The sequence below is a fragment of the Hahella chejuensis KCTC 2396 genome (assembly GCF_000012985.1).
Lineage (GTDB): Bacteria > Pseudomonadota > Gammaproteobacteria > Pseudomonadales > Oleiphilaceae > Hahella > Hahella chejuensis.
This window is the reverse complement of record NC_007645.1, coordinates 3354646-3380681: the sequence shown is the minus strand read 5'-3', so window position 1 is coordinate 3380681 and position 26036 is coordinate 3354646. Positions and strand designations below refer to the sequence as shown.

At 55.1% G+C, this 26036-nt stretch carries 27 protein-coding genes and 1 pseudogene; 19 read left to right on the top strand and 9 right to left on the bottom strand.

Annotated elements, in window-relative coordinates; translation table 11 throughout:
* Nucleotides 1-49: 49 nt before the first annotated feature.
* The 4 genes and pseudogenes from HCH_RS35220 to HCH_RS32385 all read right to left on the bottom strand — a co-directional run bounded on the left by HCH_RS35220 (nt 50) and on the right by HCH_RS32385 (nt 4455).
* Nucleotides 50-370, bottom strand: coding sequence for an IS110 family transposase (locus HCH_RS35220; RefSeq protein WP_420794877.1), 321 nt, complete (start codon nt 368-370; stop codon nt 50-52).
* Nucleotides 368-1083, bottom strand: a pseudogene (locus HCH_RS33170) (IS5 family transposase); the annotation flags it as partial. The gene HCH_RS35220 and the pseudogene HCH_RS33170, both read right to left, overlap by 3 nt.
* A 189-nt stretch (nt 1084-1272) precedes the next feature.
* Entirely contained in the window at nt 1273-1668 is a 396-nt protein-coding gene (locus tag HCH_RS14765; protein ID WP_011397111.1) for a CesT family type III secretion system chaperone, read from the bottom strand.
* Between the two features lie 96 nt (nt 1669-1764).
* Nucleotides 1765-4455, bottom strand: coding sequence for a LuxR C-terminal-related transcriptional regulator (locus tag HCH_RS32385; protein ID WP_011397110.1), 2691 nt, complete (start codon nt 4453-4455; stop codon nt 1765-1767).
* Between the two features lie 290 nt (nt 4456-4745).
* On the opposite strand from HCH_RS32385, the gene HCH_RS14755 reads away from it, so the two are divergent.
* The 10 genes from HCH_RS14755 to sctV all read left to right on the top strand — a co-directional run bounded on the left by HCH_RS14755 (nt 4746) and on the right by sctV (nt 13475).
* The gene (locus HCH_RS14755; RefSeq protein ID WP_238385000.1) at nt 4746-5351 is read left to right on the top strand and encodes a hypothetical protein; all 606 of its coding nucleotides are present in this window, start codon (nt 4746-4748) and stop codon (nt 5349-5351) included.
* A gap of 221 nt (nt 5352-5572) precedes the next feature.
* Complete coding sequence (locus HCH_RS14750) at nt 5573-5869, top strand: hypothetical protein (RefSeq protein ID WP_011397107.1); 297 nt, start codon at nt 5573-5575, stop codon at nt 5867-5869.
* Between the two features lie 18 nt (nt 5870-5887).
* Complete coding sequence (locus HCH_RS14745; protein ID WP_011397106.1) at nt 5888-6448, top strand: SycD/LcrH family type III secretion system chaperone; 561 nt, start codon at nt 5888-5890, stop codon at nt 6446-6448.
* A complete protein-coding gene (gene sctE / locus HCH_RS14740; protein WP_011397105.1) occupies nt 6445-7572 on the top strand; it encodes a type III secretion system translocon subunit SctE in 1128 nt (375 codons plus the stop codon). The genes HCH_RS14745 and sctE overlap by 4 nt, the downstream gene beginning before the upstream one ends.
* A gap of 57 nt (nt 7573-7629) precedes the next feature.
* The gene (gene sctB / locus HCH_RS14735) at nt 7630-8787 is read left to right on the top strand and encodes a type III secretion system translocon subunit SctB (protein WP_011397104.1); all 1158 of its coding nucleotides are present in this window, start codon (nt 7630-7632) and stop codon (nt 8785-8787) included.
* A 247-nt stretch (nt 8788-9034) separates the two neighbouring features.
* Complete coding sequence (gene sctW, locus HCH_RS14730; RefSeq protein WP_011397103.1) at nt 9035-10168, top strand: type III secretion system gatekeeper subunit SctW; 1134 nt, start codon at nt 9035-9037, stop codon at nt 10166-10168.
* Between the two features lie 49 nt (nt 10169-10217).
* Entirely contained in the window at nt 10218-10595 is a 378-nt protein-coding gene (locus HCH_RS14725; RefSeq protein WP_011397102.1) for a YopN chaperone SycN-like protein, read from the top strand.
* 11 nt (nt 10596-10606) lie between these two features.
* Nucleotides 10607-11008, top strand: coding sequence for a hypothetical protein (locus HCH_RS14720; protein ID WP_011397101.1), 402 nt, complete (start codon nt 10607-10609; stop codon nt 11006-11008).
* Entirely contained in the window at nt 11005-11388 is a 384-nt protein-coding gene (locus HCH_RS14715; RefSeq protein WP_148212577.1) for a tetratricopeptide repeat protein, read from the top strand. The genes HCH_RS14720 and HCH_RS14715 overlap by 4 nt, the downstream gene beginning before the upstream one ends.
* A complete protein-coding gene (gene sctV, locus HCH_RS14710) occupies nt 11385-13475 on the top strand; it encodes a type III secretion system export apparatus subunit SctV (protein ID WP_011397099.1) in 2091 nt (696 codons plus the stop codon). Before HCH_RS14715 ends, sctV begins: the two co-directional genes overlap by 4 nt.
* Nucleotides 13476-13867: 392 nt before the next feature.
* On the opposite strand, the gene HCH_RS14705 is transcribed toward sctV, so the two are convergent.
* A complete protein-coding gene (locus tag HCH_RS14705; RefSeq protein ID WP_011397098.1) occupies nt 13868-14269 on the bottom strand; it encodes a cupin domain-containing protein in 402 nt (133 codons plus the stop codon).
* Nucleotides 14270-14563: 294 nt separating this feature from the next.
* The gene (locus HCH_RS33165; RefSeq protein ID WP_011397097.1) at nt 14564-15094 is read right to left on the bottom strand and encodes an REP-associated tyrosine transposase; all 531 of its coding nucleotides are present in this window, start codon (nt 15092-15094) and stop codon (nt 14564-14566) included.
* A gap of 295 nt (nt 15095-15389) precedes the next feature.
* Between HCH_RS33165 and HCH_RS14690 the strand changes: the two genes are divergently transcribed.
* The 9 genes from HCH_RS14690 to sctU all read left to right on the top strand — a co-directional run bounded on the left by HCH_RS14690 (nt 15390) and on the right by sctU (nt 23796).
* On the top strand, nt 15390-17060 hold the full coding sequence (locus HCH_RS14690; protein ID WP_011397096.1) for an ATP-dependent nuclease: 1671 nt from the start codon (nt 15390-15392) through the stop codon (nt 17058-17060).
* Nucleotides 17061-17223: 163 nt separating this feature from the next.
* Nucleotides 17224-18570 carry a type III secretion system ATPase SctN gene (gene sctN / locus HCH_RS14685; RefSeq protein WP_011397095.1) on the top strand — a complete coding sequence of 449 codons (1347 nt, stop codon included), beginning with the start codon at nt 17224-17226 and terminating at the stop codon, nt 18568-18570.
* A 13-nt stretch (nt 18571-18583) separates the two neighbouring features.
* On the top strand, nt 18584-19096 hold the full coding sequence (locus HCH_RS14680) for a type III secretion protein (protein WP_011397094.1): 513 nt from the start codon (nt 18584-18586) through the stop codon (nt 19094-19096).
* A complete protein-coding gene (locus HCH_RS14675) occupies nt 19093-19710 on the top strand; it encodes a type III secretion HpaP family protein (protein WP_011397093.1) in 618 nt (205 codons plus the stop codon). The genes HCH_RS14680 and HCH_RS14675 overlap by 4 nt, the downstream gene beginning before the upstream one ends.
* The gene (sctQ, locus tag HCH_RS14670) at nt 19707-20900 is read left to right on the top strand and encodes a type III secretion system cytoplasmic ring protein SctQ (RefSeq protein WP_011397092.1); all 1194 of its coding nucleotides are present in this window, start codon (nt 19707-19709) and stop codon (nt 20898-20900) included. Before HCH_RS14675 ends, sctQ begins: the two co-directional genes overlap by 4 nt.
* Complete coding sequence (gene sctR, locus HCH_RS14665; RefSeq protein WP_011397091.1) at nt 20887-21534, top strand: type III secretion system export apparatus subunit SctR; 648 nt, start codon at nt 20887-20889, stop codon at nt 21532-21534. Before sctQ ends, sctR begins: the two co-directional genes overlap by 14 nt.
* A 67-nt stretch (nt 21535-21601) precedes the next feature.
* Nucleotides 21602-21871, top strand: coding sequence for a type III secretion system export apparatus subunit SctS (gene sctS / locus HCH_RS14660; RefSeq protein WP_011397090.1), 270 nt, complete (start codon nt 21602-21604; stop codon nt 21869-21871).
* A 36-nt stretch (nt 21872-21907) separates the two neighbouring features.
* Nucleotides 21908-22693: a type III secretion system export apparatus subunit SctT gene (gene sctT, locus HCH_RS14655; protein ID WP_011397089.1), complete on the top strand. Its 786-nt coding sequence runs from the start codon at nt 21908-21910 to the stop codon at nt 22691-22693.
* 65 nt (nt 22694-22758) lie between these two features.
* Nucleotides 22759-23796 (top strand): type III secretion system export apparatus subunit SctU, encoded by a 1038-nt coding sequence (gene sctU / locus HCH_RS14650; RefSeq protein ID WP_011397088.1) that lies wholly within the window; start codon nt 22759-22761, stop codon nt 23794-23796.
* A 419-nt stretch (nt 23797-24215) separates the two neighbouring features.
* On the opposite strand, the gene HCH_RS14645 is transcribed toward sctU, so the two are convergent.
* The 3 genes from HCH_RS14645 to HCH_RS14640 all read right to left on the bottom strand — a co-directional run bounded on the left by HCH_RS14645 (nt 24216) and on the right by HCH_RS14640 (nt 26024).
* Nucleotides 24216-24698 (bottom strand): hypothetical protein, encoded by a 483-nt coding sequence (locus HCH_RS14645; RefSeq protein WP_041598676.1) that lies wholly within the window; start codon nt 24696-24698, stop codon nt 24216-24218.
* Complete coding sequence (locus HCH_RS33815) at nt 24699-24893, bottom strand: hypothetical protein (RefSeq protein WP_148212576.1); 195 nt, start codon at nt 24891-24893, stop codon at nt 24699-24701. It abuts the gene before it with no gap.
* Nucleotides 24894-24989: 96 nt separating this feature from the next.
* The gene (locus tag HCH_RS14640; protein WP_011397087.1) at nt 24990-26024 is read right to left on the bottom strand and encodes an IS630 family transposase; all 1035 of its coding nucleotides are present in this window, start codon (nt 26022-26024) and stop codon (nt 24990-24992) included.
* Nucleotides 26025-26036 lie beyond the last annotated feature (12 nt).

Sequence of the window (26036 nt, the reverse complement as noted above, 5' to 3'; positions counted from 1 at the left end):
ATGACAATGTCAGATCATTCCCGGCATCTTCTAGTATTTCCGGTACGGCTCAATTTAATGCGCGATCCCCCTGAGCAATGGGGAGCCCAAACTCCAGTAGCAGTCCGCGTAACTGATTACTCAGGCTCACTTTTTGTTTTACCAGCAGGTCGCGCATGCACTCTATTCCTTGCAAACACTGCTCTTGCGCCGAGATCACTCTGCTGGTTTTAATGTGAGGCTGCCTGACCGCAATCGCCAACGCATCATTTGCGTCGGTTTTCTGGCCTTGGCGAAAGGCTTTCACTTGTCGTGCCGAAATGGCTTTGACATAGTGGCCAGCGGCTTCAGCATACCGCTCCCAGTAATGGGTACCGCCACAAGACTCCATGGCGACCATACTTTCATAGTTTCTCTTCAACTTGTCATACCTCGTCGCTATGGCCCGGTACTGCTTGAGTCGGGCGAAGGCGTTCTCCACCAAATGGCGATACTTGTATAAACCCCAATCCATATCGTCATTACCTTTGACAGAGTTTCGTTTTCTCGGTATCACGGCCTGGCCCCCTTCCTTTTGATCTGTTCCCGCACTCGTTCACTGTCGTAGCCTTTGTCTCCGACAATCGCCTCTGACGAGGGAAGCTTTTCAATCAACTCCGCCGCCGTGCAGTCATTGACCTCGCCTCCTGTGATCTCAAATTCCACTGGAAGACCATAGGCATCCACGGCCAGATGCACTTTCGTGGTATTGCCCGCCCGACTCTTTCCAATCGCCTGAGGCTCTTCCGTACAGGCTCCAGCGCTGTGCTGATGGGCCTTCACATAGCTGCCATCAATGAACCCCCATTCCAAATCCGGCTCGCGGACCAAGCTCCGGAAGATCCTCAACCACTTGCCTTGGGCAGACCAGGAATTGAATTTTTTGAACACCGAATTCCAGTCGCCAAACTGCCCTGGCAAGTCTCGCCAGGGACACCCCGTCCGCATTCGGTACAGCATGCCTTCCACCATCATTCGTAGTGTGGGCTTGTTATAGATTCGCTCTTGCAGCATGATCTCTTTTAGCTTCGACCAAAGCTCGTCACTGAGCATCAATCGGGGCATCGCAAACTCGCCTTGTTGTTGGTGTGGGAACCACAATATGACGAGTTTGCGCCTATCTATCACCTATGACGAAACGTCAACACGCCCTAGTTCAGGTTACAGCGCGGTCCAGGTCTGGCGCTATAAACATACCTGTTTATTAAGGAGTCGCGTTTGGCGGTTACTTCCGTTAATCGCCCCCCAAACTCATCAATGCCCCAACATCCCCCCATAAGCTTCCGCCTGATTAGCAAGAGTTTCCATGGCGGTTTCGAGGTCGTGGAGCTGGCAGTCGTCCAGGGGGAGTGTCTGGAACAGGATGACGCGGTGTTGTTGGTCCAGTGCGACGACGCTGGAGGTTTGTAAGCTGTCCAGTAGCGACTGTTGCATCAGGTGTTTGCCGGTTTGGGTGTGCTCCGGCCCTGCTCCCGGCAGTTCTTCCAGATCAACTTGCAAATAGATGCTCCCGCCTTGGGAAAAGCAGCGCACCGCCAGATTATCGATATACACCACATAGTGCAGATTGGCGTCCGGCCGGATCATGGCGATCTGGTGGCGTTGGCAGAAACGAAATAACAGGCTTTCGAACTGATTGTAGGTGTGCATGGGCGTCTCCTTGAGTTTAAGGCGTAAGTATCCTGCTCCAGACGCCTTGAGGCGTCGGAGGTTGTTCAGGTTTGGTTCTGTTTTTCCCGGAAGGCGTCAGGCGGTGGCGACGTTGTATTTGTTGATCGCCGCCACCCGATTGGCGGCGCCCAGCTTCCGGTAAATGTTGTGGACGTGAATCTTCACCGTGCCCAGAGAGCGGCACAGGGCGTCGGCGATTTCGGGGTTGGACATGCCGGTCACCAGCAGATCCAGCACCTGTTTCTCGCGTTTGCTCAAAGCGGCGAGATTGGCGCTGTCGTCGTCATCCTGGTCGATATCCTGGCCGTAATGTTCGATCAATCTGCCGACATAGGCGGGATAACGCCCCTGCTGTTTGGCCGCTGACAACAAAGGTTTCATTTCCGGCGCGTCTTTTCTCACCAGTGAATGCAGGCTGCTGGTCATGCGACCGACATGCAACGCGTCGTGAAACACCTGCTGCGCTTTTTCCTCTCGCCCCAGCTTTTGCAGCGCCAACGCCTCGATCGCCAGCGCGCGCGTCAACAACAGACCGCAACGACCTTGCTCCGCCCAAACTTTCACCTGACGCGCCGGTTCCAGGCTTTCTTCGGGACGGTTCAGCGCAAATAGAATCTCGCTCAGTATTAACTGTTCGTGCTGGGTGGCGAAACAGGCCTGGTCATAGTGACCACCCCAGGCTTGCAACAGGTGCAGCGCCTCGCGCTCGCCGCCTTGCGCCAGCAGTCTTTGCGCCTTGAGCGCAGGCAATGAAAACAGCGTCCGCCGCACAGGATCGGGTATTGAGTGCTGCAGTACTTCCGCTTCCAGCAACGCTTCTCCCGCCTCATCCCAACGGGCCTCACGAATCGCCAGCAACGCCTGCGCCGCCGCCAGATTGAAGCGCAGCTCCACTGGCGCACACAGACCATGCAACACAGAGGCGTCTTGCAATCCTTGCTTCACGTCGTCCGTGGAAGCGTTTTCCAGCAGACCGAACAAGGTCGATGCGCTGGTCCAGGCGAACCCATGCGACAGATCGCAACCTGGCGCGATGCGCTCCCGCAGCGAGGCCAGTCCACTGCGCCACAGGTCCGTTTCTCCGGTCAGATAATGCAGCCAGCCCAACACAGGGATCACCTGGGTCAACATCCCCGGATCATCCGCCAGGGCCGCCTCCATGACTTCGTTAAGTCGCTTTCTGGTCTCATGCAAACGCCCCTGATGCAGTGCATGCAGCCCCTGGTGATAGCGGGTCAACAGGCAAGACGAATCTTGCTCAGCAAGAGACTGATCATGACCCGTGACGTAAAGCGCCTGAGTAGACGCTATCAGGGCGGACGCCTCCTGCAGCCACTTCGCCCTGGAGGAGGCGTCGTACACCCCGTCGGGATGATCCAGCTCCTGTGCGGACGACAACAACGTCTGCGCCTGCTTGAAGTGAACAAGCGCTGACGCAGGCGCCGACTCAAACAGCGCCTTCCGCCCCAACAACATCTGCAAAAGCGGACGTTGCCCGACGATATGCGCCGGCACAGCCGCCAGCCACTGAACCACCTGCGTCCAGCATCCAGCACTGACAAGGGAGGGATACAGCTTTTCCAGCAGATGCACAGCGGCCCGCCAATAGCCGTTATCAATACACAGCGTAATCGCCGCCCTGCCCTGGTTGTTGGCCAAACGCCATCTGAACGCCTTGTTGAACAGAGCAGACGCCTCCGTGGTCGATGTTGCGTCCTGGCGCAGATGCTCCCGCAGTGGTCGACGCAAGCAGTATTCATCACCCGTTTGCGCCACTTTGACGATCAGGCCGGTGTAATGAATCATCGCCTGAATCAAAGCGGGTGATTCGCCGGGCAGCAGACACTGACTCAGCAGATCCCGATTGAATTCGCTAATCGGCGCCAGCTCCCGTAATCGCGTCTGCATGTCTTTTTGCACTAGCTGCAACGGCTGCATCACCTGCTCTTCCATATAGCGATGAAAGTCAGGCAGCGTGTTGAGTTCTTCCTTGGCGGCGAACGGCGTGTTTCTGTTGGCCATGCGGTGCGCCATGGCGCAAAAGAAGATCGGCCAGCCATCGGTTTGTCGCCACAGTTCGCTGAGCTGCGTCTGCATGCCAGGAGAACCAGGAGCGGCATAACGCCCCAGGAGCCCTTCCGCCTGCAACGCCCGCAGATACTGTTTGCCTTCCTCCAGCGTAAACGCCAGTTCGTCGGCGTTGAGGTGCTGAACCCGGTTCCAGGACGTGGAGGCGAACAGCGCCGGAGCAAGCGGATTTCTGGATAGCAGACATAAGCGGTGCGGGGCCGGCAGGTCACGCACCAGACAGGAAAGCAAAGCAATGGCCTCGGGGGCGTCCAGTAAATGCAGATTGTCCAGCACCAGGGTCAGTGACGCGCCAGTGCGACGCGCAGCCGTCTCCAGCTCGGCGATAAACAAGCGGCTCCAATGCGCCGCGCCGCTCGGCTCATTGAGCAAACCCAGCTCTTCTTTGCAGCCCAGAAAACCATAACCGGCGTTGGCGAAAGCGGCTAACAGTCCGCCGCCCAGGCGCAAGAGACGGTTATCGCTGCGCTCAGCCGTGAACCAGATAACGCGGCCTTTCTGCGGGGCGGCCCAATCCTGCATCAGCGTGGTTTTACCAAACCCGGCGGGCGCCGTCAGACAATGAATCTGCGCCTGTCTGGCCGCATCCAGCTTGCGCGTCAAACGGCTGCGGGAAATAACGATTTGCGATGCCAAAGGGAAGGAAAACTTTCCCTTTAAAAACTGCCCTGTGTCCATGTCGTTTACCTGTGTCGTTATTTGTTCGTCTTGTTATCGGCCATCGTTGCGTGGCGAGTTTTCAGACCGCTGCTCAGCGGCCGTTTAACTCATTTACGCCGCCCCTCCGGAAAAAGTTACAGGGTCTCGCGAAAAAATTTTCAGCGGCAAAATCAGCCGGTCGATATATGTCGTCGCTCCCCCGCTTTCAAAAATACTGGCCCTGTCGGCGGATCTGGCTGCGACGGCGACGCCTTGCGCGTCCCGCGCCAAGCCCGTCCGCCATAGCTAACTGAACAGGCGAACCGCATATGACCAAGCGACTCGCCGCTTACTTTGAAAGAGGAAACACCATGGAAAACATCGGCGGAATTTCTTCCCTCGGCGGAGATAAATTTCAGATCAATAATCAGGTCATGAGCCTGGCGGAACTCATCATGTTTCTGGAGATCGAGCGCGCCAATAACCTGGAGCAGCAACTGGCGGATGAACTGCAAAGCATGGCCGCGCTGAACAATCTGCTGAAAGAGGCCAATGCGATGCTGTCCATCGCCAGAACCGAGAAAGGCAAGCTGGAAGGCAAAGGCAACAGCACCATGCCGCCGGAGATGATCGATTTCTTCGAAGAGCACGACATTCAGCAGGGCCTCAGCAAGTACGACAAGGAGCACAAAGGCGTGCCTCACAGCGGCCTGTACCTGGATAGCGACGGCTACGATTTCTGTCAGAACAGCGATGAGTGGGAAACCTCCATCGAGAACCTCAAAGCCTTTATCGACGGCCTGAACAGTCGCAGTCAGCTGGAGATGATCCGCATCAGCTCGCTGATGAAGAAACGGGATGAGTCGCTGACCCTGCCATCTAACACCAACAGCAATATCCACCAGACCAACCAGGGCATCCTCGGCAAGATCTAAGGCTGTTGCTTTGCTTATTAATCAGGCAGACAAATAGCTTCCTTCTATTTGTCTGCAACGACGTGGCCTGCACATGTCAGGCCACGTCTCCCGCGGCTAGCCGCCGCGCAGGCGCATCCATGCGCCTGATTATTAACATGCCAATATCATTGCCATATTAATAACGCCCGGTCCCGGATCGGGCTTGAGTCGCCCTTGGCGAAACAGGAGGAGACACGACTATGTCTACGGAAACCCTTTCCCAACAACTTATTTACGAAATGGAGCGGCTGCACGCGTCGGTGACCGCCTCGTTCGCCGACACCGACGCGCTGATGGCGCAATGGGGCGTGAACCGGGAAACCCTGGCTCCTTTGATTGCACGCGGCAAGAGCCGTTTGTCAGAGGCGGAGCGCGGCGAACTGGCGCGACGGGAGCATGCATTGCGCAACCGTTCCGAACACGCGCTTGATCATCAGCCCACTGCGCCGCGACTACAGCTGGCGCGCATTCAACTTGGGCTGATCAATCGCATTTGACGCAAAAGGAGAAGCATTGTGACGCAACAAACCAACCCATTCACCAGCACAGACGCCGCCGCGCTGCTGCAACAGGTTATGCAGGGCGGCGGCGCTCTGGCCATCGCCCGCGGCATCACGCAGGAGGAAATCGAGGCGATCTATACGATCAGCTACAACCTGTATCAGCAGCGCAAATTCGAGCAGGCGGAAAAGACCTTTGCTTTTCTTTGTCTGTACAGCCACCTGGACGTGCGCTTCTGGACCGGACTGGGCGCTTGCCGCGAGTCTCTGGGCAAGTATGCGGAGGCCATTGAAGCCTATTCCTACTCCGCCCTGCTGCAGCATGATAATCCCGTGCCGCCGCTACAGGCCGCCAAGTGCTATCTGGCGCTTAACGACCTGAAGCAGGCTCGCAACGGTCTCACCGCGGCGCTGCATTGGTCCCAGGGACGCCCCCAGCATCAGGCGACTTATCACAAGGCGCAGGAACTGCTGGGCGCGATCGACAACAAAACCCAACCTCAGTCCGGCTTTCACGCCAAGCCGATTTCCAACCCTCCATCCAGCCCTCTATACAATCAAGGAGACGCGCTATGACTACGATAGGCGCTTTGCCGACAGACATCCTGAACGGCGATCTGGCGGAGCTGTTTCTGGCCAGCCAGGCAACCAATAACGCCACGCGGACTTCGCGCGCGGCGGATTCTTTTACCCAGTTGCCGGCGGTGGAAACCGACAACCGCAGCGGCGCAACCTCACAGGTGTCGCTGACGCCGCCTAAAGCCACCGTCGACCTGTTGCTGGCGCTGCAAAGTCTGCAGGTGAAGCTGGACGAAGAAGGCGTCAAAAGCGGCAAAGAAGACGCCAAGTTTCTCGCCCAGGAAAACAAGGAACGCCACAAAGAAGTGATGGAAGCCCTGCAAAAATCCATCAACGAGATGGAAAAGGCCAAGAAGTCCGGCATGTTCGCCAAAGTGTTCGGCTGGATCGCCGCGGCCGCCACTTTGATCGCCGGGGCGGCGATGATCGCGACCGGCGCCGGAGCCATCGCCGGCGGCGTCATGATGGCGTTGGCGGTGGACCAAATGGTCGGCATGGCCACCGGCAAAAGCGCGGTGTCGGAACTGACCAACGCCATCGCCAAAGGCCTGGCCAACGTCATGGGCGAACCGGCCAACGCCATCGTCGCATCAGTGATTGTGGCCGCCGTCTTGATCATCGGGACAGCGGGAGCGGGTATGTACGCCTCCGCCACCACCTCCGCGGGGAAAGCCGCCTCGGTCGCCTCCAACTCCAGCAAGACGGCCTCCTCCGCCGCTTCCGCAGGCAAGACCGCTGGCGCGGCGACCCAGGCCGGCGCGACCGCGTCGTCTTCCAGCCAGGCGGCGACGAACAGTCTCAGCAAGCTGGCGCAGTCCCTCAGCGAATGGCCGTTGCTGCATCAGGCCCGCAATATGTCGCTGTTCGTGTCCAGCGGCGCGCAAGTAGGCGGCGGCGCGGCGGGCGTCGATGCGTCCGTACACACCAAAGAGGCGAATGACGCCAAAGCCGAGGAAGCCCTGGTGCGCAAGGTGATCATGCAGAATCAGGCCGGCATCGAGCAGGCGATTGAGCATATCAAGAGTCTGACCTCAAACAGCGAAAGCACCCTGAGTCAGATGGTCAATTACATCAATCAGGAACAGCAGACCAATCAGACGTTGATCCGGGATATGGCCTGAGCCCGACGCAAACCTGACTGGCAATGTTTTCCTACACGCAACCCTTGAGGTAAAACCATGAACATCAGCAATACCGGCCTGGAGCTCAATATACCGGCGCCGGCGTCCCTGTATTCAACGCAAAACGTGTCCGCATCGGCTACGCGCACCGCGCAACCGCCCGCCCTGACGGCGTCAAGACAGCAAGACGTGGAGACGCCCTTCCCGCCCGCAGCAAGACTGCTGGACGCGCCGTCCACCGTCGAATCAGAGTTTGACGCCGGCGCCCTCAGCTTCAAGTTGAACGGGACCAATCACGGCGCCGACACTTTCAAAATCATGGAGGCGATTCATAAGATTTTTATCGAAATGCGCCGTCAGGCCGCCGAGTCCAGACAGGACGCCTATCTTTCCCAGTGGACCGCCCTGGAAGCGAAAGCGGAAGAGATCAAAAGCGCCGCCCGGAAAGACCTCGCCGCGTCGGTAGTGAATGGGGCCATGTCCATGGCCGGCGGCGCCCTTGGCATGTATGGCGGCGCCCGAGCGATCAGTCAGACCAACAAGGCCATGAAACTGGACATCGCCAAGCCCAAACTGGACGCTCCGGCGCCATCAAAAACGCTGGAACTGGAGATGCCGACGCCTGCGGTTAAACCGCCCACTCCGGGCAATACGGGCTCCACCGCGTCCACCGCCAGCAAAAGCAACGCTGGACAAACGCCTCCTACCGCCAACGCCGCCCCGGTGAACAAAACGCCGGCCAACGGGTCCGCTCAAAGCAGCCAGAGCAAGCCTGCTGTAGAAACGGAAGCGCCGATTAAGCCCGTAAACGCCGACGCAGAAAAAGCGCCGGACGCCAATGCCGCCAACAAGGCCAAAGAACAGGCGGACGCCCCAAAAGGCAAGAACGACGGACCGGATGCGTCAGCTAAATCCACGGAGGTGAGGCACAAGGAGCTGATGTCCGACGCGCAAAACTACAGCAGCATCGGCATGGTCGTCGGCCAGTTCTTTACCGGCTTTGGCGGTCTGATCGCGGCGCCGTTGAGCTACTCCGCAGAACTGGATCGGGCGCAGAAAGAGCAGCAGGACGCGCAAGCCACCAAAGCCCAGGCGGACGTGGAAAGCGAAGTGGAGTTCGTGCGCGCCGCCAGCGAAGGCGCCAAAGCCATTCAGGACTTCCTGGATCAATTCATCACCTCCCGCGCCCAGGTCAACAGCAAAATCATGGCCTGATAAAGCGCTCGCCTTTTGTTGTCCCGCGTTGATTAGCCATGACTTAGCCGGCGGCCTGTTGCGCCGGCTCTTTTTCTTATTAACCAGGCAGACAAATCGCTTCCTTCTATTGGTCTGCTACGACATCCGTTTATATCCACCGATCTATTTCTCTTCCCGCCTCTGAACGCAACACTAGCAACAACTTAAACGGGCTTGGCGGCGATTCCGCTCCCTGTCGTTTTTCGGTATCACACAGGTTTTGTCTATGTCTAACCTCACAGGCGGCGTTTCATTGCAGACGGACAGGAGCTATCGCGCCGATGCGATGAGCGCCTCGGTCGCGGCGGGAAACTGGCGGGGCGAGGGAGTGAGTCTGGCGAGCCATGACAAGTCATTGTTCGCTTCTGCGGCGGAGGAGATGTCCTTTCTGCGTTCCGAGAAAAAGAGCGATGACCTGAGCAAACGCAAGATCGGAGAACGCCCGCTGCATAAAGCCCAGGCGCTGGAGCGCGCGTTGGCCTATGTGGAAAAAGCCAGAGAACTGGATAAGGAAAAGCAGCTCAAGCCGTTTCTGCATCAGCTGTTAATCCAGAATGATCCCGCCAAAGCGGAGATCCGTCAGCGCGCCGCGCAGCAATTTGAGGATCTGTCGCAGCAGTATCTGGCGCTGGTCTTTGTGCGGGATCAGTTGCGAGGCAAACGCAAGGCGGGGGACGCCAATGTGGATGCGCTGCTGGCGTCTGTGGAAGCCGCATTGGATGACATGCTGGAGGAACAGGGCGCCGCTATTCTCGCAGGCGTCAATGTGGCGGAGGTCGCCACCCAGTTCAGCGATCGTCAGCTCGGCTCTGTCAATGGGCTGCGCAACCTGTATCGGGACGCGGTGCTGGATTACGGCAGTCTCACCGACACCTTCCGCAAGATTCTGGCCCAGTATGGCGAGGAGCGTTTCTCCGAATCCGTCTCCTACCTGATTTCCGCATTGGGCGCTGACCTGGGATCGGAAGGCCCTTCCCTGCCCAAAGAGCGCCTGCGCATGATTATCGAAGATCTCTACGCGCTGCAGGCGTTGGAAGGACTGGACGCGGAGTGCCGCGATTTTCTGGCGCAACTGGAGAGAATCTACCGCTCTCAGGCCCCGCTCAATAAATACGCGCTGATGGAGCAACTGCTCGCCCTGCTGGAAAAGAAATGGATCGGCGTGGAACAACTGGGCGGCGTATTGAAGGCGTTACACATTCCGCCCGCCATGACCATCTACTTCTGGCGCGGTTTCAAGGAGCTGATGCGGGCCATTCCGCTGAAAGCGTACCGCGACCCGTTTGAGCGGGACAAGCTGCTGACCGTCATCCAGGAACGTCTGGATCTCAGCATTGAGCAAGAAGCCGAACAACCTTAACGAGGCCCAAAGTGAAAGCCATTTTCCCAGTCGCCAAGGAGCCCCGCTCATGATGCAGGACGCCGCCGTTCACCTGACGATTACCGAGTTCCTGCAACAATTGGGATTTGCCGATTTTATCTGGCGCGGCGAGCCGCTGACGCTGGCGTTTGAGCGCTCGGGAACGCTGATGATCGAGCCTCACGAACAGGGTTTGCTACTGGTGCGGCTGCAGGAAATCAGCGAGTACGACTGTGCGGACTTGATCCCCAAAGCGCTGCGCGCGGTGCATTACGACCAGCCCTTGCCGTTGCGGGCGCACACCGGGATGAAAGGCGCCAGTCAACTGGCCTTCATCGTCGCGCTGTCCCGTCAGCAGTTGTCCATCGCCGGTCTCAACGAGGCGCTGGGCGTGCTCGATTATCTTCATCAACAACTGAATCAATAGGCAGGTGATCCATGGATCTGGTGACTTTCACTGAAGGCGTGCAAAGCATTCGTGTCCACGATAACGACGGACAGGACGCCAGTACGACCGCCAACGCCCCTTCCCGGCCTTTCGTGCCGCGAGGGGAATCCGTCGTCCAGCACACGGAGAAGCTGTTTCTGCGTCATGCGACCAGTCAGGAGATGCTGCGCACCCTGATTGGGCCGTCCGGCGCCACCGGGGTCGACCCTCAGGATTTTGACGACGTGGCCGCGTCCACCCAATCCGCGCTGGCGGCGCTGGAGCAAGAGGCGGAGGCCAGCAGCGACCCCGAATTCCGGCAAACCCTGCAAAGCGCCGTCGCCATTCTCAACGCGCTGTATGAAGACCGGCAATGGCTGCGCAGCAATCTGAGCGCCCTGGAAAAGCCATGAGTCCGACTCCATCCGTCGCCCCGCTTCCTACTGTCAGCGCCACGAGCAGACTACAGCCGCAGCAGGCGGTCTGGCTGCAGGAAGTGACCACTGTGTTTCTGCAATGCCGTCAGTACGCCAAGGCGCAACCGCTGCTGCGTCTGCTGATCAGACTGGCGCCGGACGATCCCGCGCCGCTGCGACAGATGGCTTATCTGTGTTATCAGCTCGGCCGCTACGAACTGGCGTTGAAGTACTGCAAGGCCTGCGAGAGACGGTTACAGGGCGCGTCGGAAGCGCGGTTGTCGCTGCTGCGCAGCCATTGCCATCTCAAGCTGGGACAAAGGGAGCCCGCGCTGACTCACTATCTGCAATTCTTAGCCACAAGGACTCCGTCATGACCCTCGCACGCCTGAACCAGACCCTGCAATTAATCGCCGGGCGCAAAGATATTCTGTTCGCCGCCATGCTGGTGGCGATCATCTTCATGATGATTCTGCCTTTGCCCACGGTGCTGGTGGATATCCTGATCGGGGTCAACATGGGGCTGGCGGTGGTGTTGCTGATGGTGGGGGTGTATCTGCGTTCGCCGCTGGAGTTCGTCGCCTTTCCCTCGGTGCTGCTGATCACCACCCTGTTTCGTCTGTCGCTGTCCATCACCACCACGCGACTGATTCTGTTGCAGGCGGATGCGGGTTCTATCATCGAAGCCTTCGGCGGCTTTGTGGTGGGCGGCAATCTGGTGGTGGGGTTGGTTATTTTCCTGATCATCACCGTGGTGCAGTTTCTGGTGATCACCAAGGGCTCGGAACGGGTGGCGGAAGTCAGCGCCCGTTTCTCTCTGGACGCCATGCCCGGCAAACAAATGAGCATCGACGGCGATATGCGCGCAGGGGTGATCGATGTGGACGAAGCCCGTCACCGCCGTTCTCAGGTGCAGAAAGAAAGCCAGTTGTACGGTTCCATGGACGGCGCCATGAAGTTCGTCAAAGGCGACGCCATCGCCGGTTTGATCATCATTGCGGTGAACATCCTCGGCGGCATCGCCATTGGCACGCTGCAAAACGGCATGACCTCCGGCGAAGCCCTGGAGCTATACGCCCTTCTCACCATCGGCGACGGACTGGTGGCGCAGATTCCCGCGTTGTTTATCGCCATCACCGCTGGCGTCATTGTCACCCGCGTGACCACAGACGAATCGGAAAACCTGGGCGCGGACATCGCCAACCAGATCGTCAGCAAGCCCCAGGCTATCCTGATCGGCGGCGGTCTGTTGTTCACCTTCGCGCTGATTCCAGGCTTCCCCACCCTCACCTTTATCGTGCTGGCGTTAACCTTGACGGGAATTGGCGTGTTCACGCTCCGGCAATCCAAGAACGCCAGCGCGGACAAGCATCCTCCACTGTCCGCCATGGCGGCCGCCGGCCAGCCGCCGAGCAAGGCGCAGCTCAACGAAGCGGAAGAGTTTACTTTTACCGTCCCGCTTTTGGTGGACATTGCCGCCGACGCGGAAGACGCCCTGGACCCGAATGCGTTGAATGAGGAAATTCTCAAAATCCGCCGCTCTCTGTATCTCGATCTGGGCGTGCCGTTTCCGGGCATTCATCTGCGCATCAATCACGGTTTGAGCGACGGTCGCTATAAAATTCATCTGCAGGAAACGCCGATTGCGGAGGGCTTTATCAAGCCCAGGCAGTTATTGGTGCGCGATCAGAAGGAGCAACTGGATCTGCTGGCCATCGAGCATAACAGTGAAGTGGAACTGCTGCCTGACGCGCCCGCTTATTGGGTGGAGCAACGTCATCAGACCTCGCTGGACAAGATGGAAGTCGCCTACCTGACCCCACCCCGGGTGTTGAGTTATCACCTGTCGATCATCCTGAAAAAGTACGCGCAGGAATTCATCGGCATTCAGGAAACCCGCTTCCTGCTGGAGAAAATGGAAGGACGCTATGGCGAGCTGGTGAAGGAAGTGCAGCGTCTGCTGCCGATTCAGAAGATCACCGAGATACTGCAGCGTCTGGTGTCCGAGGACATTTCCATCCGCAACCTGCGCAGCATTCTGGAAGCCCTGGCGGAATGGGCCCAAAAAGAGAAGGAAACCGTGCTGCTGACGGAGTACGTGCGCAACAGCTTGCGCCGCTATATCAGCTACAAATACAGCAACGGCCAGAATATCCTGCCGGCGTATATGCTGGACCAGTCACTGGAAGACGCCATCCGCGGCGGCGTACGCCAAACCTCCTCCGGCGCCTACCTCGCCCTGGAGCCGGACACCACCCGCAAGATCGTGGAAATCACCAGACGCACCGTGGGCGACTTGAATCCCGGCGCGCAAAAAGTCGTGGTGATCACCTCCATGGACGTGCGCCGCTACCTGCGCAAACTACTGGAAAGAGACATGCGCCAACTGCCCATCCTCTCCTACCAGGACCTGACGCCGGAAATCACCATTCAGCCGCTGGGAAGAATCGCGCTGAGCTATTAATCAGGCAGACAAATAGCTTCCTTCTATTTGTCTGCAACGACAGGGCCTGCCCATGTCAGGCCCTGTCTCCCGCGGCTCTCCGCCGCGCAGGCGCATCCATGCGCCAGATATTACCATGTCAATATCATTGCCATATTAATATTAAGGAACCTCTGAAAAACTACCTGCGGCCGCCATTGCGGCGTCAAAAGTCGGCTCAAAATGCTCATTTATTCTCGATAAACTGCGCTTTTTCGCCGACTTTTTCCTTGCCCTGACGGCCTCGCCAACGTTTTTCAGAGGCTCCTTATTCCAACAGACAAGCAGTGTTAAATTGACAGCCTGACAAGGACAGGGCCCGCGTAAATCAGGCCCTGTTTCCTATCCCTGGTCGCCATATCAATCATTACCCATCAAGCCGACTGATCCGGCCGATACACCTGGACACTCTCCTGCTCATTGGGATCATTACGGGACACCAAGGCAATGGCTTCCTCCGTATCACTCAGATTGATCGGCTGATGCGGCACCCCGTCAGGAATAAAAATAAAATCCCCTTCTTTGTTCACCACCGACTTCGACAAATTCTCGCCATACAGGGTCTTAACATTCCCCTTCAACAAATAAATCGCCGTCTCAAACCCATCATGAAAATGCGGCTCCGCCCGCGCCGAAGGCGGAATCACCACAATATTCATCGAAATCCCGGTAGAACCCGCCGTTTTCCCGGAAATTCCCACATAATTAGGCAACTTCTGAATCGTATCAATCGTCCCCTCCGGCCTCACCGTCACAATATCTTTATCCAGATTCATACGTGCCCTCACTTGTATTGTTGTGTTGATCTCTAATCCACGACCCGTGTGTCACTAACAAAAGCAGGTCGGAAAAACGCAGCGCCTTCAGACAAAAGGTCCCATGCGCCATCAATCCAATAAAGGTACACCAGAATAACGAAAGCAGCGTCGGAAGGCGCTGCGCTTTTCCGACCTACCTATATGTCAACGTAGCGACGTTGGTGAAGGCCCTCAGCTTTTCCAACCGACCTGAACTTAACGTAGGTTGGATAAGCGAAGCGCCATCCAACACCTTCGCTCAACCATTCCCCCTCATTCAAACTCACCAAAACAGCCTGACGCTTCATCCCCTCCACACCAATCAAGCGAATAAATTCCCTCGGAAACTGCCCGATGAAAACTGGAGAAAGGCCAATCACGTACTCGTGATACCCACCCATGTTTAAGCGGATTTATATGTATGTAATCAAAATGGCGTTGATAGTCCTGTTCATTCTGAATGGTGTGCTCCCAGAAACGCCGCTGCCAAATCCCCCGTTCGCCTTTCATTTTTCTGGGTTCTGGTCGTGGTTCGTTAATGATCAAAGACTTGGAAAAACGCTTTTTGATTTCACGCCAGCGAGAGGAATAATCGACGTCATCTTCAGGCAATGTCCAGATCGCATGCAAATGATCAGGCAACACCACCCAGGCATCAATATCAAAAGGCCGACGCGCCTTCACCCACCGCACCGACTCACGCAGAGCATGGACGTGATCCACCAGCAACGTCTGATTGCGCTCCAGCAAATTCACCGTAAAAAAGTAGGTCCCGCCTGCAACATAATTCCTCCGATACCGCACAACACCTCCCTGTTTTCACCTAACTCCCAAGCTGTCTATGACCATATAGCAAACCACTACAGATATGTAGACTGGAAAGCTGAGATGTCGGAAGGCGCTGCGCTTTTCCGACCTACCAAGAGGCCGAATCGGGAGCGCGGGCGGCTCGCCCGCATCAATTATAAGTCCCGAAGTAAGCTTTGATGAATGTGCTATCTTTTAACCAGTATCAAGTGGAGATAGGTAGCTTCTGTAATCCTGCCCCTAAGCATTCATTAAACTGTTAGCAGTCCGTTGTGATCGATGGAATATATACATGATCAAGAGCATAAAGCTGAAATTTGGTCGAGCTGAGGGCCTCCAGCAAGAGACGATAGAGGCAATGCCAGTTACTGTTTTTGTTGGCCCAAACAATTCGGGTAAGAGCAAAGTTCTTACTGAAATACATCAGTATTGTAAAATAGGACGAGTTCACGAAGAAAACCTAATCATAGATAGCATAGAATTAAATGGCATATCCGATGAACATATTAAGAGTATTGTTAACAGTGTTGTTTTAGCACCAATCCCTGGTGAGTCACTGAGTCCAACGCATATTTTTGTTGGTCAGAAAGGGCAAAGACACCACGTACTAAAACACAAGTTCATCAACGCTTTAGAAAATCCGAATTCTCAGCCAAGTCACGCTTGCCTATGGTATTTGTCTTACAACAGTCTTATTTTAAACGGTAGCAGTAGAACAATTCTGATTAACGAGCAGAGTGCGGGAAACCTTCAACACCCAGCAAATTCAAGCTTCCAAGTCTTGTTCAGAAGTGATGAGAAAAGAAAGGAGGTTAGAAGAATAGTTCACGAGTCTTTTGGTGAATACCTAGTAGTTGACCCAACGAACTTGGGGAGACTAAATTTGAGATTATCTAAAGTAGCGCCTAAAGATGAAATGGAAGAGAAAGGCCTACATCAAGAAGCAATAGAGTTTCACTCAAAAGCAACGCCAATTACTCAAACCAGTGATGGTGTAAAAGCTTTTACCGGGATGATAATTGAAGTAATAGCCGGAGATCCATCTGTATTACTAATAGATGAGCCCGAAGCTTTTTTACACCCATCCCTCTCATTTAAGCTGGGAAAAGAAATCTCTGGCATTATTTCCGGATCACATAAGCGCCTATTTGTATCAACTCATAGTCCGAACTTTGTAATGGGCTGCATACAGTCTGGAGCACCAATAAATATCGTAAGACTAACATATAAAAATCAAGTGGCAACAGCAAGAATACTTCCCAACAAAGAAATCTTGACACTAATGAGAAATCCGTTGTTACGCTCAACAGGTGTACTTAGTGGTCTATTTTATGAGTCTATCATTGTTACAGAGTCAGATGCAGATCGCGCATTTTATCAAGAGATCAACGATCGTTTACTTAAATATTCCAATGGGAAAGGTATACAAAACTGCCTTTTTCTTCATGCGCAGAATAAACAGACGGTAAAAACGATAATAAAGCCTCTCAGGGAGCTTGGCATACCCGTAGGAGGCATAGTCGATATTGATATTTTAAAAGAAGGAGGTACCGTATGGGCTAGTTTCTTGGAAAGTGGTTTCGTCCCTGAAATTGAACGAAAATCGTTGTCTCATACTCGGCTAGAAATAAAAAGGAAATTTGAGGCTACAGGTAAAGATATGAAAAGAGGTGGCGGGATAAAATTGCTTAAAGGAGAGGTAAAAGAAACCCTAGAGAACTTGTTTGATAAGTTGTCTGATTATGGATTATTTATTGTACCAAACGGCGAACTTGAATCATGGTTGTTAGAGTTGAATGCGAGAGGCCATGGCCCGAGTTGGTTGGTCGAAGTTTTTGAAAAAATGGGAGAGGATCCCGCATCCGAAGGATATCTAAAACCATCAAACGGGGATGTTTGGGCTTTCATTGAAAAAATAGCTGGCTGGTTTGATAACCCAAAAAGAAAAGGCATCCCCAAATAGTAACTTATATGACATTACCTGAGCCGGCTTCTAGCTCTAAAACCGAAGCTCCCCCCAAAAATTAGATCCCCCGGCTGATACAGCCTCTCCCTCTCCCCCTCTAATCTGCCCCTAAACCAAACATCAATCCGCTTTCGCGGTGTTTTTTCAGGGTGTGGATGCTATGGATCAGACAGTCTTCAGTGATAGCGCGTTTTCCGCGTCCAGGACCAGGTTGTTGCGGTCGTTGGTGGAGCAGGCGGATTTTTCGCAGGTGCGGGGGCGGGTGACGCAGGCGGTGGGGACGATTGTTAAGGCGTCTGTGAATGGGGTGCGGATCGGTGAGATTTGTGAGTTGGTGGACCCGGAGTCGCAGCGTTCGATTCTTGCGGAGGTGATCGGTTTTTCCAGGCAGGAGGCGTTGTTGACGCCGTTGAGTGAGATGGAAGGTTTGTCCGCTCATACCGAAGTGATTCCCACCGGCCGCAGCCATGAGATCCAGATCAGCGAGGGTATTTTGGGACGGGTGCTGGACGGCCTGGGCGCGCCTATTGATGACGGCGAGCCCCTGACTGGAGGCGTCCCTTATCCTATTATCAGCGCCTCCCCTAACCCATTGACCCGCAGACTGGTGGAAACGCCCATGACCACCGGGGTGCGTGCGATTGACGGCATGCTCACCTGTGGCGAGGGGCAACGCATGGGCGTGTTCGCGGCGGCCGGAGTCGGCAAGAGCACCCTGCTCTCCATGATCACCCGCCATACGGACGCCGACATCGTCGTCATCGGCTTGATCGGCGAACGCGGTCGCGAAGTCAGAGGGTTTATCGAGCGGGATCTGGGCGCAGAAGGCATGCAACGCGCCGTGGTGGTGGCCGCCACTTCCGACCGGCCCGCCATGGAGCGGGTGAAGGCCGGTTACGTGGCCACGGCTATCGCTGAACATTTTCGCGATCAAGGCAAACGGGTTTTGCTTCTCATAGACTCTGTCACCCGCTTCGCCCGAGCGTTGCGGGAGATCGGTCTGGCGGCGGGAGAACCGCCGGCGCGCAGAGGCTTTCCGCCCACCGTCTTCGCCACCCTGCCCAAACTGCTGGAACGCGCCGGCCCTGGCGCCAAAGGCGCGATCAGCGCGCTCTACACCGTACTGGTGGAAGGCGACGACATGACCGAGCCGGTGGCGGACGAAGTGCGCTCCATTCTGGACGGTCACATCGTGTTATCCCGCGCGCTGGCGGAATCCGGCCACTTTCCTGCGGTGGATATTCTCGCCAGCAGCAGTCGCCTGATGAACGACATCGCCACGCCGGAACAACTGCAACAGGCGCGGCGGCTGCGGCAACTATTGGCCCGCTACAAGGAAATCGAGCTGCTGGTCAGGATCGGGGAATACCAGCCGGGAACAGACCCGCTCGCCGACGCCGCGATCAAGGCCATCGAACCCATTAACCAGTTCCTGAGACAGCATGACGGCGCCCCCTGCTCCATGGCGGACACCTTGGCTCAACTGCAATCCCTGGCCCAACACTAACGGAGACTCAGCCATGATCGCCAGCATCGCCGAAATCAAACAGCACCGGACAAACCGTCAGGCCCGACAGGTCAAAAGCCTCGAAATCGCCCTGTCAGACCTGCGCGAGCGCAGAAGTCAGTCCGCCCACGCATTCACCGATTTTCAGCAATGGCGTCGCCGCGAAAGCGACCGCCTGTTTGCGGAATTGGCCGGTAAACCCGCCAGCCTGCAAGAGGTAGACGACTACAACAGCCGGGTGACGTATTTCAAAGTGCAAAGTAACGATCTGGCGAGCCAGCTCAAACAGATTCAAGCGCAGGAAACCGCCGCCGAACAAAAACTGCAAGCCGCGCTGGACCAATTGAAAGCAGCGCAAAGAGCACAGGAAAAGTTCGCCATTCTGGCCGAAGATTTCCAGGGCGCACTGCAGCAGAACCGCATCCGCCTTGAAGAGCAGCAGGCGGAAGAAATGGCGGCGGACAGCCTTCGATGTCCCGCCGGGGCTACGGCGGGTTTCAGTTTGGGGATGGAGGCGTCGAGATGAATGCGCAGCGCCCGCAAGGGGAAATCAGGAGCGCCGCAAAAGAGCAACATGATGCGCCCAAATTTCGCAGCAATGAGCACAGAAAACCAGCGTTGGATGAAGAGGCGTTAGCGCGCTTTCAGCGGCAGCTTGAACGTGGGGAGCAGGAAAGTTCCGATCAGAGAGACGAAGCCCTTCACTCACTGCAAGGCGGTTATCTCTCCCCATTGCATGAGCCCCGCTATCAACCCGGCATGACGGCCGCGGCGACGCCGACGTCGCCGACGGAGGAACTTGCGGATCTGGTGGCGAAGCTGGTTGACCAGATGTACGTGAAGCGCGCCGAAACACCCGGATCGCAGGAAGTCAGGATGGATCTGAAAAGCCCGCAACTGCCGGATACCACGCTCAGTATCGCCAAAGTGGACGGCGTTTTGACGGTGCAGTTCGCCACCGCGGCGGCCGCCAGTTATCAGCAACTGCATCAGAGCCGGGCGAGCCTGCTGCAATCATTGCAGCGCCGATACGGACAAGACGGCGTCAAGGTCAAAGTAGACATTGTGGATGGACGCGATACGGATTCGATGGCCAACGCCTCCGCCCAGCCTGCTGAATCTATCGGGAGGCCGCTGTGACCGCCTTGCGTATACATGCGGCCTCCGTCGCCATGCAGCGGTTGGCGCTCCCGCAGGTAGACCCGTTTACGCTGCGGCTGCAATCTTTATTTCCTATTGGTGCAGGAACCCGATTTGAACTGGCGACGAGGCCTCTTGAGGTACAGTTTGTCGCTCCCAAAGAAGCTCGTCTTCTTAACTTCAGCGTGCAACTTCGACTTGATCAATCCTCGGCGTCGTTACGCTTCGATCAACGCTTTTTGGACACTCTGCTCTCAGCGTTAGACGACCACGCAGGCCAGCCCAATGAAGAAGCGTTAGCGTCGCTGCCGTTTGAGAAAATCCCGGCAATGCTGCAACTGGCGTTGCTGCAGGCTGCGCTGGCGCCGTTGATTGATCAGATATCCGCGGCCAGCGGCTTACACATTGAAGTCGAGACGATACTTCCCATTCCTGCCCAGGAGCAGGATTCCGTCAGCCTGTTTTGTCGGTGTGTTTATGGTCGCCAAACAGGTTGGGCGTCGGTCGTCCTTTCTCATGAGGCTCTCGATCTGGCGCAGGGCGCTTTCGGTTTGGTGCAGGAAAGGTGGCCACGCCACGGGTCGCATTCGTCTTCGACGCTAGCCATCACTCATCTGCCTCTGGCGCTCAGCGCGTACATCAATGGCCCGAAACTCACTTATGACGAACTCCGCCAGCTGCAGTTGAACGACATGGTTCTGCTGCCGCCAGCCTCGATCAATCCAATTGGCGATTCACCCGCCGTTGGCGTTTTTTCCGTCGCGCTCAGCGTCTGCGGCAGGCGTTTGGGCTACGGGACATTGCAGCGCCAGGATATCACTCTCACCCATATCAACACGGATCAACCTATGACACACACAACGACTCCCAACAACGACGCGCCGTTGCAGCCGCTGCATGACCTTCCCGTTGAGGTGGTCTTTGAGGTCGCCCGACGCACCGCCACGCTTACCCAGATTCAGTCTCTGGCGCCCGGGCAAACGATCGCCCTCGACAAGCCTTTATCCGGCGCCGTCACGCTGCTGGTTCAGAGTCAGGCGATCGCGGAAGCCGAGCTGGTGCAGGTCGGCGATCAGATCGGCGCCCGCATCACGCGCTTGTCGCTCCCGCCTGCTGTCTCTGCTGAGACTGGACCCATACAGGATAGCGAGCAGCAGAAAGAACAGGAGAATGAGCATGACGTTGCCTGATCCTTTTTACCTGACCCTCGGGTTGGCGGGCATCGCTCTGATTCCCTTCTTTGCGGTGATGGCCACGTCCTTCGTGAAGATCGCCGTAGTCTTAGGGTTACTGCGTAACGCTTTAGGCATCCAGCAGATCCCGCCGAACATGGCGCTCTACGGGTTAGCCATCATCCTGACCGCCTACATTATGGCGCCGGTGGGTATCTCTGCTTACAACGAACTCAGCACTAAACCGATCTCTCTGGAGAATACCCAGGAGCTGAAAGCGCTGATGGATACCGCTTCGCAACCTTATAAAGAATTTCTGCAACGGCATGGCTCGGAGGATGAGCAAACGTTCTTTCACGAGACGGCGGCGGAAATCTGGCCGGAAGATGTCGCGAAAGGACTGGAGAAAGACAGTTTTTTCGTGCTGATTCCCGCCTTCACCGCCAGCGAACTGACCAGCGCCTTTGAAATCGGGTTTCTGATTTATCTGCCCTTCCTGGCGATCGACTTGATCATCTCCAACATCCTGCTGGCCATGGGCATGATGATGGTCTCCCCCATGACCATTTCCCTGCCCTTCAAGCTGTTGTTATTCGTGCTGATGGACGGATGGACGCGTCTTATCCATGGGCTGGTGCTCGCCTATCAATAGAACAGGCGCAGACATGGATAAGCGTTTGAGTAGAGACCGATAAAACCGGATGACAGAGAGTGAAGCTATGACCGAAGCCGACGTTATTCAATACACCACGGAAGCGCTGCTGCTGGTGCTGATTCTTTCCATGCCGCCGATCCTGGTAGCGACCTTTACCGGCGTGCTGGTAAGCCTGCTGCAGGCGGTGACGCAGATCCAGGAGCAGACCCTGGGGTTCGCCGTGAAACTGGTGGCCATCGTCGCCACCCTTTACCTGACCGCGCGCTGGCTCGGCATGGAGATGTACCAGTACACGGTGCTGGTATTCGACGCGATTCCCGATGTGGCCGGTTGATGCAAATGAAGAGCTGATGCAAGCGAAGAACGACTGATGAATATCGAACTAATCTCCCACACGTTGTTTGTGTTCTTTATGTCGTCCGCGCGCATGCTGGCGATGTTTATGATGCTGCCGTTTCTGTCCAAACAGTCTTTGGGCGGCGCGATGATCCGCAACGGTGTGGCCGCCAGTTTTTCCCTCATCACCTATCCCCTTGTCGAACATGGTCTGGACGCCCAGACTTTGGACGGGCTGCATCTGCTGCTGATTATCGTTAAAGAAGTCGGCATTGGTCTGGCGATGGGATTTGTACTGGTGATGCCGTTCTGGGCTATCGAATCGGTGGGCTTTTTCATTGATAACCAGCGCGGCGCAACGATGGCGAGCGCGCTAAACCCGTTGTCCGGATCGCAAACCTCTCCGTTGGGGATTCTGCTGACGCAATCGTTGGTCACCCTTTTCTTTATCAGTGGGACGTTTCTGCTGATGCTCTATGCGCTGTACAAGAGCTATTCAGTCTGGCCGGTGTTTGAGTTCCTCCCGTCTTTCCCCGTTTCCGGTCCGGCGTTTTTCCTGGCGCAGCTGGATACGATGATGCGCCTCACAGTGCTGCTGGGCGCGCCGGTGGTGATCGTGATGTTTCTGACCGAGTTTGGTCTGGCGTTGATCAGCCGCTTCGCCCCGCAACTGAACGTATTCATTCTGGCGATGCCCTTGAAAAGCGCGGTGGGACTGGCGCTGCTGTGCGTCTACGCAGGCTTTGTAATCCGTTATTTCAGCGAGCTGCTGGCGGATATCGACGGTCTGCTGCAACCGCTGTTTAACCTCTTGTCTTGAACAACCATCAGTTAGTGTAAGCCTTCACGACCCCCCATACAGATAAATGTAAGAAAGCCAAAGCAATGAGTGAAAAGACCGAAAAGCCCACCCCGAAAAAGCTCCTCGACGCCCGTAAAAAGGGTCAGGTGGCGCACAGTAAAGAGCTGGTTTCCACCGCCATGATGATCGCCATGTACGGACTCCTGTTCGCTTCCGGTTATAGTTTGGTGGAAGCGCTGCAAAGCCTGATCGATTTGCCCGCGCGCTTTTACGGTCAGCCTTTCGGGGAAGCATTGCAGGCGGTGCTGAATGGCGTGTTCGAGAAGAGTCTGGACATCCTGCTCCCTTTTATCCTGTTGGTGATCGTCACTGCAGTGGTCTCTAATGTCGGGCATGTCGGCCCGTTGTTCGCCATGGAGTCGGTCAAGTTCGATCTTAAGAAAATCGACCCGGTGGAAGGCGTCAAGAAGCTGTTTTCAGTACGGAGCCTGATGGAGTTGCTCAAGTCCATCGTAAAAATCCTGTTCCTCTCCATCCTGATCTACTGGGTAATCACCGCCAATCTCAACGACATCCGCAAACTCCCCCACTGCGGCTCAGACTGCATCATGCCCTTTATTGGCCACCTGATGCTGCAACTGGCGATGGTGTCCATGGTCGCGTTTGTGATCGTAGCAGTGCTGGATTTTCTTTATCAGAAGCACGAACACCAAAAACAACTGCGCATGACCAAGGATGAAGTGAAACGGGAATACAAAGACGCTGAGGGCAACCCGGAAGTCATCGGCCAACGCAAACAGATTCACCGTGAAATGCTGGACGGCGGCATGATCAGCCAAATCAAAAAAGCCTCCGTCATCGTCACCAACCCCACCCACATCGCCATCGGCATCTACTACGACGGCGACAAACGCAGCCTGCCGACCGTCATTCTCAAAGCCAAAAACACCACCGCCCAAAGAGTAAAGAAAATCGCCGCCAAAGAAGGCGTCCCCATCATGGAAAACATCCCCCTCGCCCGCGCCCTATACGCCCAGGCAGAGCTGGAGAACTACATCCCTTCAGAGTTGATAGAACCGGTGGCGGAAGTGTTGAAGTGGGTGGCTGGGTTGGAGAGTTAGGAGGTTGCAGGTAAGAGGTTTTAATCCGAAAGCCTGCATCAGCTGTTGTGGTTTAATGACCAGATGTCTATTACCTCTTCAACTTCGCGCCAAAAGGGACTCGCATTATCTTAGCCTCGGATATCGGTTTTTCTGCATCAAATGTTACACTGAGCTTGGAGAAGTCATCATTTCAGCGGGCTTAAGATGATTGACGTACTTCACGGTGCAAAATATGATCAGATTGAGTGGTCGTAAGTCGCCTATTTTATTAGAAAATTTTTATTTGGCTACTTACTGGATCTAATAGATGTTAACGAACCATCAGCATCCAGAGTAACTCTTCCTGTTTACTTAAGGTTAGACTGAAGCACCGTCATGAGTTCTTCATTTAAAATTATGAAAAAATGATAAGCGGAAAAATAAAAGTTTTTTACTTATTAATTTTTCTTACTCCACTGAAATGCTCTGGCAAGTATTTCCACACTTGAGCGCTCTCCGCTTAGAATAAAGTGCTTGCAACCCCACTTGCCTGCATTAACCTCTTGGCTAAAAATTGAGTTTTCGACCGTGTAAAACTGTGAGTCTGGGCAAGTATTAGATAAACTCCACTCAGAATCAAAGCGCTTCATCCAGTCCGATATAGACTCCCCCATACGACGCATACCTGTTATCTTTGTTAAATCAAAGGCTGATTCATCCAAGATACTTCTGTCGCTAAATGGGGGGCTTACCTTAATCCACCCTAGCCCACTGAAAGAAAGTGTAATTATCTTTTCTCCTAGATTCGTATGTTTCCCGAAAAGACCTAAAAACTCAATATAACCTTCCTGGTTTAGCTCTGAAAAATTCAGAGTTAAATCAGGTGTCGATGGACTGACTTGCCATGGAACTTGTACATTTAGCAGCACTTGCTTGTTCATTTATGAGTCCTTTGGTGTTTCAATTATTTCCAGTACTTCTAAATCATTCTTCCCAGGTGTTATTGCTATTTTCTCGCCTGGTATTTTTAGGTTTGAGTTAATAGGCTCATCAAGTAGTCGATTCAATTCTTTTTTTGTAGGCTCTACTATTTTGATATTTGTAGGTCTTAGTCCTGCTTTGCTTAAAGCAGCCAATCCTCTGTTATTAATTGTTACGAGTTGTCCTTCATACTCAAAAGCTTTAATGAGAATGTCATCAGAGGTTATTAACCAGGCATCGATATAGGCATTCTATGCCGCATATTTGATGCTTGGGTGATTAAAGTATTTTTTCACCCTCTCAGGTTTCTTTTGCAACATACACATATGTGATTGAACTTTCTTTTTGAGATCCCCTTTCTTTCGCGCCGGCTTACCACCGTGAACTCCCGCTTTTAAGTCGCAATTCAAGTATTCGTCCGGGTTCAATTCCGGGGAATAGGCGGGTAAATAGAATACTTCAATATGGTCCCGGTTCTCCTCAAGCCAGGCTTTCACCACCTTGGCGTGATGGACTCTCAAATTGTCCAGTATCAGGAAAACCTTGCGTCTGGCGTCTTTGATCAGCCGCTTCATGAACCCTGTCAACCGGTCCGCGTCCATCGTTCCATCATAGATTTGAAACCTCACTTTGCCCTGGTTGCTGATCGCCGAGATCATATTGACCGACTCCCGCCTGGCGTTCAGGCGAATCACCGGCGTTTTCCCTTGGGGCGCATAGCCCCGCCCATGCTGGGCGTCGCTTCGCAGCCCTGTCTCGTCCCCCCAATAGATCTCAGCCCCTTCCGCCTTGGTTCGTCCGCTGATGACCGGGTAGTCCTCCTTCAGCCACTTCTCGACTAGAGACGGGTTTTGCTCATACGCTTTTTTCGCCGGTTTCTGTGGCGTGAAACCCCAGGCGGCCAGATAATTGCCGACCGTTCGGATCGCCAGCTGTTCTCCCGTCTCCTGCGCAATGAGCTGCTGCACCGCCTTACGGGTCCAAAGCGCATACTCCAGCTTGAGCTGATCCGGGCTGTTATCGGTAATCAAAAGCCTGATCCGGTTCTCCTGGGTTAGCGTCAGTCGCTGTCCCGAACCGGGCTCTCGTCCGCGGGGCTTTGACTTAATCCCGCTAAACCCTTGCGCTTCATAAGCTCTGATCCATTTCCCTACCGTCAGGTTATGGACGCCGACCTTATCGGCTATTTCGTGATAGCTGTATCCCTGCTTGCGCAGTCGCACGGCTTGTTTTCTTTTTTCTTCCTGCGCGGCGGCAGGTAATGAGCGAGCATCATCTATAATCATCCGGGCATTGTA

What these genes read in the sequence shown, in the direction of transcription:
- HCH_RS35220 (WP_420794877.1), bottom strand. Translation starts at nt 370, where the DNA reads ATGGAGTCTTGTGGCGGTACCCATTACTGGGAGCGGTATGCTGAAGCC.
- HCH_RS14765 (WP_011397111.1), bottom strand. Translation starts at nt 1,668, where the DNA reads ATGCACACCTACAATCAGTTCGAAAGCCTGTTATTTCGTTTCTGCCAA.
- HCH_RS32385 (WP_011397110.1), bottom strand. Translation starts at nt 4,455, where the DNA reads ATGGACACAGGGCAGTTTTTAAAGGGAAAGTTTTCCTTCCCTTTGGCA.
- HCH_RS14755 (WP_238385000.1), top strand. Translation starts at nt 4,746, where the DNA reads ATGACCAAGCGACTCGCCGCTTACTTTGAAAGAGGAAACACCATGGAA.
- HCH_RS14750 (WP_011397107.1), top strand. Translation starts at nt 5,573, where the DNA reads ATGTCTACGGAAACCCTTTCCCAACAACTTATTTACGAAATGGAGCGG.
- sctE (WP_011397105.1), top strand. Translation starts at nt 6,445, where the DNA reads ATGACTACGATAGGCGCTTTGCCGACAGACATCCTGAACGGCGATCTG.
- sctB (WP_011397104.1), top strand. Translation starts at nt 7,630, where the DNA reads ATGAACATCAGCAATACCGGCCTGGAGCTCAATATACCGGCGCCGGCG.
- sctW (WP_011397103.1), top strand. Translation starts at nt 9,035, where the DNA reads ATGTCTAACCTCACAGGCGGCGTTTCATTGCAGACGGACAGGAGCTAT.
- HCH_RS14725 (WP_011397102.1), top strand. Translation starts at nt 10,218, where the DNA reads ATGATGCAGGACGCCGCCGTTCACCTGACGATTACCGAGTTCCTGCAA.
- HCH_RS14720 (WP_011397101.1), top strand. Translation starts at nt 10,607, where the DNA reads ATGGATCTGGTGACTTTCACTGAAGGCGTGCAAAGCATTCGTGTCCAC.
- HCH_RS14715 (WP_148212577.1), top strand. Translation starts at nt 11,005, where the DNA reads ATGAGTCCGACTCCATCCGTCGCCCCGCTTCCTACTGTCAGCGCCACG.
- sctV (WP_011397099.1), top strand. Translation starts at nt 11,385, where the DNA reads ATGACCCTCGCACGCCTGAACCAGACCCTGCAATTAATCGCCGGGCGC.
- HCH_RS14705 (WP_011397098.1), bottom strand. Translation starts at nt 14,269, where the DNA reads ATGAATCTGGATAAAGATATTGTGACGGTGAGGCCGGAGGGGACGATT.
- HCH_RS14690 (WP_011397096.1), top strand. Translation starts at nt 15,390, where the DNA reads ATGATCAAGAGCATAAAGCTGAAATTTGGTCGAGCTGAGGGCCTCCAG.
- sctN (WP_011397095.1), top strand. Translation starts at nt 17,224, where the DNA reads ATGGATCAGACAGTCTTCAGTGATAGCGCGTTTTCCGCGTCCAGGACC.
- HCH_RS14680 (WP_011397094.1), top strand. Translation starts at nt 18,584, where the DNA reads ATGATCGCCAGCATCGCCGAAATCAAACAGCACCGGACAAACCGTCAG.
- HCH_RS14675 (WP_011397093.1), top strand. Translation starts at nt 19,093, where the DNA reads ATGAATGCGCAGCGCCCGCAAGGGGAAATCAGGAGCGCCGCAAAAGAG.
- sctR (WP_011397091.1), top strand. Translation starts at nt 20,887, where the DNA reads ATGACGTTGCCTGATCCTTTTTACCTGACCCTCGGGTTGGCGGGCATC.
- sctS (WP_011397090.1), top strand. Translation starts at nt 21,602, where the DNA reads ATGACCGAAGCCGACGTTATTCAATACACCACGGAAGCGCTGCTGCTG.
- sctT (WP_011397089.1), top strand. Translation starts at nt 21,908, where the DNA reads ATGAATATCGAACTAATCTCCCACACGTTGTTTGTGTTCTTTATGTCG.
- sctU (WP_011397088.1), top strand. Translation starts at nt 22,759, where the DNA reads ATGAGTGAAAAGACCGAAAAGCCCACCCCGAAAAAGCTCCTCGACGCC.
- HCH_RS14645 (WP_041598676.1), bottom strand. Translation starts at nt 24,698, where the DNA reads ATGAACAAGCAAGTGCTGCTAAATGTACAAGTTCCATGGCAAGTCAGT.
- HCH_RS14640 (WP_011397087.1), bottom strand. Translation starts at nt 26,024, where the DNA reads ATGATTATAGATGATGCTCGCTCATTACCTGCCGCCGCGCAGGAAGAA.